This is a genomic window from Algoriphagus sp. AGSA1 (assembly GCF_021390545.1).
In the GTDB taxonomy this organism is placed as follows: domain Bacteria; phylum Bacteroidota; class Bacteroidia; order Cytophagales; family Cyclobacteriaceae; genus Algoriphagus.
On record NZ_JAJUWR010000038.1, the window covers coordinates 36556 to 46444 of the forward strand.

Sequence of the window (9889 nt, forward strand, 5' to 3'; positions counted from 1 at the left end):
GATAAAACAATCCAAATGGAAAAGAATCAAGTGACCGTATTAGGAGCCGGATTGATAGGTTCTCTAATGGCTATATATCTAAAGCGACAAGGCTTAGAAGTCGAAGTCTTCGACAAACGACCGGACAAGCGAAAATCTACCTTCGAAGAAGGCAAAAGATCCATCAATATGGCACTTAGTCACCGAGGATGGAACGCGTTGGAAGAAGTAGGGCTAAAAGATAAAGTAATGCCATTGGCTATTCCCATGTATGGGCGCAAAGTCCATGACGAGCATGGAGGCACTACTTTTATTTCCTATGGAAAAGAAAACCAGGCTATATATTCACTTTCCAGAGGAAAATTCAATCAGCTTTTAGTAGAAGAAGGTGAGCGACTGGGAGTTCATTTCAACTTTGAACATAAATGCACCGATGTGGATTTCCGTAATCAGGAGATCAATTTCCAGACTCCTGCCGGAGAAAAGAAGGTATTGGCACCTGTACTTTTTGGATCAGATGGAGCGTATTCCGCACTTCGCCTTGCCATGCAAAAGCAAATCCGATTCAACTACAAGCAAGAATACATTTCCCACGAGTATAAGGAACTGACCATACCGGCCACCGCCGATGGGGAATTCGCTATGGATCCCAACGCTTTGCATATATGGCCTAGGGGTAAGTTTATGCTCATTGCGCTTCCCAACCCGGACAAGACCTTTACCTGTACCCTGTTTTTGCCACACAGCGGCTCCAAAGTATGTTTCGAGAAAATAAATGATGAAAAAGATCTTGAGATCTTATTTTCCAATTATTTTGATGATGCATATCAGCTGATGCCTGATTTGAAAACTGAGTTTTTCGCCAATCCTACTTCAGCACTGATCAATGTAGAATGCTTCCCGTGGGTACAGGGCACCAGCTTGCTGATGGGAGATGCAAGTCATGCGATGGTTCCGTTCTATGGACAGGGGATGAATTGTGGATTTGAAGATTGCTCTATTTTAAATGGTCTGATCGATAAGTTCGGGACTAATTCCTGGGATTTGGTATTTGAGAAGTTTCAGAAGAAACGGAAGATAGATACCGATGCAATCTGCCAGTTAGCCATGGAGAATTTTGAGGAAATGAAAGATGCTGTGGCAGATCCCAAATTTGTTCTGCGTAAAAAAATAGAAGCCAAGCTGTACGAGCTATATCCAAATGACTGGATTCCGCTGTACTCTATGGTTACATTCTCGGATATGAGGTATTCAGAGGCCTATGCCCAAGGCAAACTGCAAGAAGCGATCATGGACCAGGTGATGGCAGATCCCCTGATCACGGAGAACTGGAATAAACTAGACTACGAGGATATCATCTATAAAATGGAAACAGCGAAAGCGGTCTAATTTGTTTAGCCGCAAAGGGCACGAAGAAAACGCAAAGAATAATAGGCAATGCCTTTATTTACCCAGTTGAAGGCCTGTTTAGACTTAAATCCCTACATTTTCCCGACTACTTTCACCTGCCGCTGTTCGTGTCTCACGAACAGCAAATAATCAGTTTACATCGACTCCTCAAGCAGGCTTTTGACAAAACTTTGCCATAACTTGAGAGCGTCAATTGACTTATTATCCGGCTTCTGAAGAATCAGGATAACAAAAACAGGAAAAAAATACACTGGTTCTCTGCGAAAAACTCTGTGACCCCTGCGGTAAAAATAAAGCCAAAAAAGGCGCTGATTCCTCAACGCCTTTGATTGTTATAATAGTGGCCTAAACTGTCTCAGGAATCTCACATCATTCTCTGTGAACAAACGAAGGTCTTTGATCTGATATTTCAGCATGGCGATTCGCTCTATACCCATACCGAATGCAAAGCCGGTGTATTTCTTCGAATCAATGCCACAGTTTTCCAGCACATTGGGATCCACCATTCCGGATCCTCCGATCTCTACCCAGCCACTACCCTTGCAGACGTTACACCCTTTGCCTCCACAGATCAGACAGGATATATCGATCTCCGCGCTAGGTTCAGTAAAAGGGAAATAGGATGGTCGGAAACGTACTTTGGTTTCTTTGCCAAACATCTCCTTGGCAAAGTGATATAGGGTGTTTTTCAGATCAGCAAAACCTACATTTTCGTCCACATACAGTCCCTCCACCTGGTGGAAAATACAATGTGCCCGGGCTGAGATCGCCTCATTTCTATAAACCCGTCCTGGGGAAAGCGTACGGATAGGAGGCTTTTGGTTTTCCATTACCCGTACCTGCACAGAAGAAGTGTGTGTTCTTAGGGCGATATCCGGGTTTTTCTCAATAAAAAACGTGTCCTGCATTTCACGGGCAGGGTGGTTTTCAGGGAAATTCAGCGCAGTGAAATTATGCCAATCGTCCTCGATCTCCGGCCCTTCGGAAAGATTGAATCCTATACGCTCAAAGATCTCAATGATACGCTGACGGGTAGCAGTGAGTGGATGGATTCCTCCCAGAGACTGGTTGGATGGAGGCAGTGTAAGGTCAATATCTGCTGACTTAGATTTCTTATTTGCCTGATTAACTTTTTCGATAAGCTCCTGGAACTTAGATTCAGCCAATTGCTTCACGCCGTTTACCAACTGACCATAGGCTTTTTTCTCCTCATTGGGGATTTTTCCCATATCGGCAAAAAGTGCACCCACCACAGATTTTTTGGAGATATACTCCATTCTGTAGGCCTCCAGTTCTTCCGGATTTGAAGCGTCAGCGGCTGAAATAGCAGCTTTAATAGAATCGATTTTTTCCTGGTACATCAACTTACTGGTTAATCAAGCCACAAAGCTAATGCTTTTGAGGTTTTTTGGATAGAAAAGGCAGAGGGAATACACTAATCCAAAGTGAATTGAGATCCGCAAACGCCACGAATCAAAAAATATTCTGTAGGCATGCAATCCACCATCCCTTAGCCGAACGTATCTCTCCCCAAATAAGAAATCAAAAAATCATCAAACTAACACAATCATGAACTTTCAAAATTTCTTCAAAGTGGCTTTTGCAACCTTTATTTTTCTTTCTGCAAACCTGGCTTTTGCTCAAATGGAAAAAACAAAAATGGTAGGCGGAGCGGAAATGTATCCATCTAAAAACATCGTGGAAAATGCAGTAAACTCCAACGACCACACGACGCTAGTAGCAGCAGTGAAAGCTGCCGGATTGGTGGAGACTCTTCAGGGAGATGGGCCTTTCACGGTATTTGCCCCTGATAACATGGCCTTCGAGAAACTTCCTGCAGGAACTGTAGAGACGCTTTTGAAACCAGAAAACAAAGCTCAGCTTCAGGCAGTACTTACCTATCATGTGGTAGCCGGTAAAATGGGATCCAAAGAAATCGCTACTGCGATCAAAAAAGGAGATGGCAAGGCTGTACTTACAACAGTTCAAGGCGGAAAATTGACTGCTTGGATGAAGGGTAAAGACCTGTATATCACGGATGAAAACGGTGGAGAATCCAAAATGACCATTACGGATGTATGGCAATCCAATGGTGTGATCCACTCAGTAGATACAGTGGTACTGCCTAAAATGTAATTGTTGTTTGTAGCCCAATTGCTAAGCCGGTTTCTTATGGAGCCGGCTTTTTTTGTGATTTACAATAATTCCTCTGGAATCTGAAACACCGCTATTCCGGGATCTTCATCTGTGGTGAGCCCATAGATTTCATTGGTTTGATCGTTGATGGCCAATTCTGAAATGTGACTGTCCAATATCAACCTCCATTTAGGATTTCCTTCTAAATCAAACACCCGGATTTCTTTCGCCGTAAGTCCAGAATTAGCGTAATCAAAATGAGTGTATCCTGAATATAGCGCAAAAATATAACGCTCGGACACATTAATTCCTTGATATTTAGTAGGTTCATCCAAAGCAAAACTCATCATACCGCCAAAATCAGATTGGTGATATTCGAATTCTGGCAATTTGGTATCTGGACCAATAACTGAAAAAAATCTTTTGGTTTTGTAGTCAAATATTTCCAAAATATCTCGGTAAATACTAGCCCTTACATAAATCCCATTTTGCTGATTTCCGTGGAATCGTCCATTGTTTAAAAGACTAATCTGAAGTTTAGTTAGTTCTGGTCTTTCTTCTATTTTTTCATATTCTCCATAAGTCCCAATTAGGCTTCCTTCAGGATCAAACTCCACTATTTTGTTTTCGCTCTCCCTTGGAGCCCCCAAGTAATTTCCATCTGTAGTAAAAACTAGACTTATGGGGCCTAGCTTTGGATCAGTGATTTTATGGTCACTAATGGCTAAAAGAGAGGTATCGTGAAATGAGAAAGTTGAGATCTTTCTGTTATTAAAGTCATATACCGTAAACCTATCTGGGTTCTGCGAACCAATAAACTCAGGTATAATAGTCTCCAATGGGCCTTTTCCATACCTTCCTTTTGGTTTGTTATAAGTCCAATCTTTGGAATTGATGATATGTATCCGCGGATATTCATCTGGCACATTGTGGTATTCACTTATCAGTATCTTATCACCCTGAAGTGTTAAACTTGATGCGTTGATAATCTCTTCAAAAAAATACTTTTCTGAAGAAATTGAAATCTCCTCAAAGTCTTCAAGTTTGAGAATCCGATGATTTTCCACTTGGGAGTTCTTCGTGCAAGCAACTAGGGAAAAAAGTAAAAGGATGTTAATCAGCCTGCTCATATCTGAAAATCAATGATATTTTGATTGATTTAAATTACTAGTTTACAACCTCTAATCAAAACCCTCCGAAGATTTTAACATCTCCTATAATCTTTAAATATTGTTGTGTTTTCCAAAAAACCTGTGAAATACCCACAGTTAATCATACAAAAAAACCGACTGAAATAATCCAGTCGGTATGAAAATCTGTGCTTCAGAAATCTTTGATCAACATTTACATGCCTAGCCTTACCAAGTACGGCTTCCACCTCTAGGAGGGCCGCCTCTCCATGGCGTCTGCCCTCCATCATTTTCTGGCTGTTTGAAATTACCCAAAATATACGTGAATGTAAGTAAACCATAGCGGGTCAGCACATTGGTATATACATCCGTGACTGACACATCGGAGATGGTACGGCTGATGCTGTTGTTCTGGTTGAGCAGATCAAAAATCACCATTTTTAGCTCCGCTTTGTTGTTTTTGGCAAATCTGTATCCAGCTTCCATATTCCACAGCCATACTGACTGGTCAAATCCTTCTGATAATCCACGATACAAGCTGTTGTTTACCGTATTTCCTATGAACAGCTTCCCGCCGTTTGGAGAATAATACAAGCGCAGATTAGATTCCTGGATATAATAATTGTTGTTCAGGTTTTCCTGCAAACTCGAATTTACGATGGTATAGGTACCTGTAGTACTAATGGTAAAATCAAAGTCCTTGCTGATATTGGAAGTAAAGGTGATTCCCTGCCCAAGATTTATATTGTCATTGATGTTTTTCTCTCCGTTAATCAAGCCAGGTGTCCTGTTGAACCCAACTCGTGTGTTTAAGTTGATATTGGTTTTGATTCCCTTCAGTGGTGCTCCATAATTCATAAACATGTTTCCTCTAAAATTTCCGTCAAGATTGACCGGTTGGGAAATTTGCCCACCAGGACGGAGCAATATTTCGTCATTGATAAGCGTATCCTGGGAGGCAATGTAAGTGCTGCTTCCTATGGCATTTTTGGTGGTGGAGAAATTGGCAAACACAAAGAAGGTACGGTTCTTCTCCATATTGAATTTGCCAATGTTTGCAAAAATGCTGTTTTCAAAGCTTTGGGCCAGGTTAGGATTACCTACACTGAGGTTAAGTGGGTTCTGGTTATTTACCACATTCTGAAGCTGGTTTACTGAAGGTTCATCTGTTCCGGTTCTATACCTAAGGCGAAAGTTCAGTCCACTTTCCCTGTTTCTATAGCTGACACTGGCGCTAGGTAAAATATTATTAAAGTCACGCACGAAAACACCTTCAACAGGAAAAAATGCCTCATTGTCCATTTTAGCATATTGATAATCCAGATTGGCACTCAGGTTCCAGCCTTCGCTATTGTAGGCGTAGCCGGTCCTCACTCGCTGGGTGACAAATTTATTATTGAACTCATTACTCAAGGCAGTATCCAAAACCTGCAAATTCTCTTCATTCAACACCCTGGTTTTCTGATCCGAATCGGTTTTATTATTACTGATCTGGTACCCTAAAGTAGCAATGGATTTTTCACCAAGAGGCTCTGTCAAAGTAGCATTTACCCTGTAGTTAAAGCCTTTGGAAATCTGATCGGTTACCTGAAGAATCGTGTCCAATTGAGCTCTTTGATAGTCCACACTGGCTCCGGATAGCTCAGAATCCTGTTCGTTATTGCTCCAGGATGTATTGATGTCCGTAGAGAAAGTCCTCCCTTTTTTATCAAATTTATATCGATAGGTCACATTGTTTCCGATACTATAAGAATTTGATCGCGCATCGGTAACGGAACGAAGGGCAGAAAGCGAATCCGTATCATTTGCCAAAGTCAACGCATCTCTATCGCTGAATGTATTACCTGTCCGGAAGGAAATAGTTGGAGTGATAATGAATGAATTTTTCTCGTTAAGGTCGGCTTCTATCCGTGCATTGGCCCGATGATTGGTGTTTTCCACAGAATTGATCAGGTTTTCTTGATAATTCTGCGTGGTACTTTCGTTGATGACAGTCTGACGGTTAGTTATTTGCCGTAATGTATTTTGCGTATTATTGAAAAAGTAACTTCCTGAGAAGTTTACCTTCGATCCCCACTTATCACTATAATTTAGCCCCATGGCATTGGTAGTGATGGAACCTATGTCATTTCCGCCATAGAAAGCATTTCCGCCTCCGCCGAAACCTCCACGCCTTCCGCCACCACCTGAGGCATTGGCATTGACGCCCGCTAAGTCATCACTGGAAAAGTTCTGTTGGTTTATGTTATTAAACAAACCTAGGATAGAAACTCTTCTGTCTCCGCTAAAGAGGTTGACACTTCCACCGGCATTGTACCTATCGTCAGTCCCATAACCTGCATATACTCTTCCAAACTGGCCATTTTTTCTATCTTCTCTTAAGATTATATTAATAGTCTTAGTATAGGTGCCATCATCAAATCCTGTCAAACGGCTTTGATCAGACCGCTGATCCAGCACTTCTACCCGGTCAATAGCGTCTGCGGGCAGGTTTCTCAAGGCAATATTGGGGTCGGAACCAAAAAACTCCCGTCCATCCACCAATATCTTTTGGACAGCTTCTCCTTGAGCTTGGACTTCACCGTTTTGAATAGTCACCCCGGGCAGCTTTCCGATAAGATCCTCTGCCATACCGTTCTCCTTGGTTTTAAAGGCATTTGCATTGAAAGAAGTCGTATCTCCTCTCATTTCACCCAGTAAGTTTTGACCTTCTATGACCACTTCACCGAGCACTTGGGAGTCCTCCTCTAGCGTCAATACTCCCAAGTCTATCGGATCTCTTCCGGTATGGGTCTTGGAGATTGTCTCGTATCCAATGAATTTAATTTCAATTTTAACAGAAGGAATCCTGGGCCTGACGATTTCAAATTGCCCTTTGTCATCCGTCACCGTACCAATCAAAAGTGAATCCGTTACGGTCTTGATAAGCACATTTGCTCCGGCCATGGGAGTTTTGGTGCTACCGTCCATGACGGTTCCGGTAAGTTTTCTTTCTGGACGATCTTGCCCTGTAGGACGCTGCCCAAAAGCCGATGAGCCAATTAAAAGGCTAAAAATCAAAATAATAAAAGCGTAGTTTTTTGTCATGATGTGGTGAATTTCTAATTCTTTGACCACATGGCATGCCCAAAGGTTTACTCCACCCGTGAGGAAAAATAAGAATGGGTGTTTTGGCGGATAGATGGTGTAAAAACAGTTTAAAAAACAGGTTGACTATAGTTTACCAAATAGATCCGCATAGGATATATCAAAATGACTGGCATGATATACCGCAACGCCATTTTTCACCACTAATAGTTGTGGGGATTCATGAGGCACCCCAAACTCCCGAGCCACCAAATCCGATAACTGCCTGAAAGAAATAAGGTCTAAATAAAATGGAGCGATTTTCTCATTATCTTCTTCTTTCCATTTCCTTGAAAGCCTTTCCAATGCCATACTACTTATGGAACATCTGGTACTATGCTTGAAGATTAGTACCGGCATCTCCTTGCTCAAGCTCTTAATTTCCGATAATTGATTATCCTCAGTGAGTTTATTCCAATTCATTTTCGTGATTTCATATTTTTGGGGCAATAGTTGTAGTACTGCCAATTCCCTGCAAAAACCAAACTTCACTTATGAAAAAACAGTTCCTTAGTTTATTTATAAACATCCCAAAATCCATTGTTTTTTTAAGCCTTGTTTTGGCTTCCTGCAAAAGTATTAATCCATCCTTAAATCCTGGCCCATCTCTTCCGCCTCCCAGTCCCACTGCCGCAGTCAATATTCCACTGAGCATTCCTAAGGAAACAATAAGCAGGATATTAAACGGGCAAATTCCCCAGACTTTATTTAAAGAAACAGGTTTGGATATGGGAAGTGGAATTACAGGTGATCTCCAACTTCAAAGAAACGGTAAAATCACCTGGTCAGCCCTAGACAGCCAGCGAATCCAGCTGACGGTTCCTATCAATGTGCTGGGAGAAATAGGACTAAAACCTAAAGGGCTAGGGAGTTTATTTCAATCCAAATTGCCTATTAATGAAAATTTCACCCCTGTGTTCGTGATTGATCCGAAGATCAATGCGGATTGGGGGATTGGTTCGGAGAGTTTTGAATTGGTCGATCTGGGAGGAAATCTGGGGATTGAGGTTTTGGGAATGCAGGTAGATCTGAGTGGCATATTGCGGAGAGAATTAGCTAAATGGGGGAGCAGAAACTTGTCCGGCGGTAAAGAACTGGCAAGTTTAAAAACCTTGACAGATCTCGCTTGGGGCCAAGTGGGGAAGCCATTTTCTGTAGATTGGATAGGAGGAAACACTGCTTTTTCGATACAACCTAAGCAGTTAATGCTCCGTGAATTTTTTGACGAGGAGAAGAATTATAACATCTGGCTGGGAATGGATGGCAAAGTGAATTCGCATCCTGCCGATGCTGCCCCATCCAGGGCTTTTCCTCTTCCAGGACTCATTCCAAATGAAAATCCAGAGAATAAGTTTGAGATGTTGATTCCATTGACGGTCAATTACGCTACCCTCGATGAACTTCTGCGGGAAAACCTGGACGGTAAGGCATTCCGTGTAGATAAGAAAACCACCATGACTCCTAGTAATATTAAAACTCAGGCCTATGGGGACTTATTGGCCATCAATATGGATTTCATTGCTGAGCAGACGAATGGAAAAACCCTCAGTGGAACCTTATTCGTTGTGGGCAAACCAGAATACAATGCCTCCAATCGAAGCTTGATTTTTCAAGATGTGAATTTTAAAATGGAAAGCGGAAGCTTAGGTGCGCAGACAGGTGTGGGTCTGAAAAAACGCAAGATTATCCGTAGGATAGAAAGCAAAGCAGTTTTTCCTATTGGAGATGTACTTGCGGAAAGCTTAGGTAGTATTACAGGTCGCCTTGGGCTAAGCACCCCGATCGTAGATCTAAACATTGAGAACCTTACGGTCGAACCTTCAGGATTTTATCCTATGACAAGAGACTTGATTATTCATATGAAGGCCAGCGGTCAGGTGAATGCTGTTTGGAAATAAAAAAGTTGAAACCCAAAAAACTTGGCTTCTAGGCAATCTCTCTGTTATGACGATGGTCAGGTCTTTCAAGTGGATAAAAATCACCTGACTTCGACACTGGGACACCCAAAATCAAAAACCGAACATTTTTGCCAGTTTTCGCTGACTTTGGTTCAGAAGCAAGGTCTTTCTTAGCTTTTTGCCGGAAGATTTGAGTTGGATCTCAACAGT

General features: G+C 42.0%; 7 protein-coding genes. 3 read left to right on the forward strand and 4 right to left on the reverse strand.

Annotated elements, in window-relative coordinates; genetic code table 11:
* Positions 1-15 precede the first annotated feature (15 nt).
* Positions 16-1368 carry an NAD(P)/FAD-dependent oxidoreductase gene (locus LZF95_RS22675; protein WP_233757607.1) on the forward strand — a complete coding sequence of 451 codons (1353 nt, stop codon included), beginning with the start codon at positions 16-18 and terminating at the stop codon, positions 1366-1368.
* Positions 1369-1721: 353 nt separating this feature from the next.
* Here the strand turns inward: LZF95_RS22675 and pheS are convergent, their stop codons facing one another.
* Positions 1722-2750 carry a phenylalanine--tRNA ligase subunit alpha gene (gene pheS / locus LZF95_RS22680; RefSeq protein ID WP_233757608.1) on the reverse strand — a complete coding sequence of 343 codons (1029 nt, stop codon included), beginning with the start codon at positions 2748-2750 and terminating at the stop codon, positions 1722-1724.
* 208 nt (positions 2751-2958) lie between these two features.
* On the opposite strand from pheS, the gene LZF95_RS22685 reads away from it, so the two are divergent.
* Positions 2959-3525, forward strand: a complete 567-nt coding sequence (locus tag LZF95_RS22685) for a fasciclin domain-containing protein (RefSeq protein ID WP_233757609.1) — start codon at positions 2959-2961, stop codon at positions 3523-3525.
* A 59-nt stretch (positions 3526-3584) separates the two neighbouring features.
* On the opposite strand, the gene LZF95_RS22690 is transcribed toward LZF95_RS22685, so the two are convergent.
* The 3 genes from LZF95_RS22690 to ytxJ all read right to left on the reverse strand — a co-directional run bounded on the left by LZF95_RS22690 (position 3585) and on the right by ytxJ (position 8204).
* Positions 3585-4655 carry a BF3164 family lipoprotein gene (locus LZF95_RS22690; RefSeq protein WP_233757610.1) on the reverse strand — a complete coding sequence of 357 codons (1071 nt, stop codon included), beginning with the start codon at positions 4653-4655 and terminating at the stop codon, positions 3585-3587.
* Positions 4656-4883: 228 nt separating this feature from the next.
* Positions 4884-7742 carry a TonB-dependent receptor gene (locus LZF95_RS22695; RefSeq protein WP_233757611.1) on the reverse strand — a complete coding sequence of 953 codons (2859 nt, stop codon included), beginning with the start codon at positions 7740-7742 and terminating at the stop codon, positions 4884-4886.
* A gap of 126 nt (positions 7743-7868) precedes the next feature.
* Positions 7869-8204 (reverse strand): bacillithiol system redox-active protein YtxJ, encoded by a 336-nt coding sequence (gene ytxJ, locus LZF95_RS22700; RefSeq protein ID WP_233757612.1) that lies wholly within the window; start codon positions 8202-8204, stop codon positions 7869-7871.
* Positions 8205-8275: 71 nt separating this feature from the next.
* Between ytxJ and LZF95_RS22705 the strand changes: the two genes are divergently transcribed.
* On the forward strand, positions 8276-9679 hold the full coding sequence (locus LZF95_RS22705; protein WP_233757613.1) for a DUF4403 family protein: 1404 nt from the start codon (positions 8276-8278) through the stop codon (positions 9677-9679).
* Positions 9680-9889 lie beyond the last annotated feature (210 nt).

Coding starts and splice junctions, on each gene's coding strand:
- LZF95_RS22675 (WP_233757607.1), top strand. CDS start 16: ATGGAAAAGAATCAAGTGACCGTATTAGGAGCCGGATTGATAGGTTCT.
- pheS (WP_233757608.1), bottom strand. CDS start 2,750: ATGTACCAGGAAAAAATCGATTCTATTAAAGCTGCTATTTCAGCCGCT.
- LZF95_RS22685 (WP_233757609.1), top strand. CDS start 2,959: ATGAACTTTCAAAATTTCTTCAAAGTGGCTTTTGCAACCTTTATTTTT.
- LZF95_RS22690 (WP_233757610.1), bottom strand. CDS start 4,655: ATGAGCAGGCTGATTAACATCCTTTTACTTTTTTCCCTAGTTGCTTGC.
- LZF95_RS22695 (WP_233757611.1), bottom strand. CDS start 7,742: ATGACAAAAAACTACGCTTTTATTATTTTGATTTTTAGCCTTTTAATT.
- ytxJ (WP_233757612.1), bottom strand. CDS start 8,204: ATGAATTGGAATAAACTCACTGAGGATAATCAATTATCGGAAATTAAG.
- LZF95_RS22705 (WP_233757613.1), top strand. CDS start 8,276: ATGAAAAAACAGTTCCTTAGTTTATTTATAAACATCCCAAAATCCATT.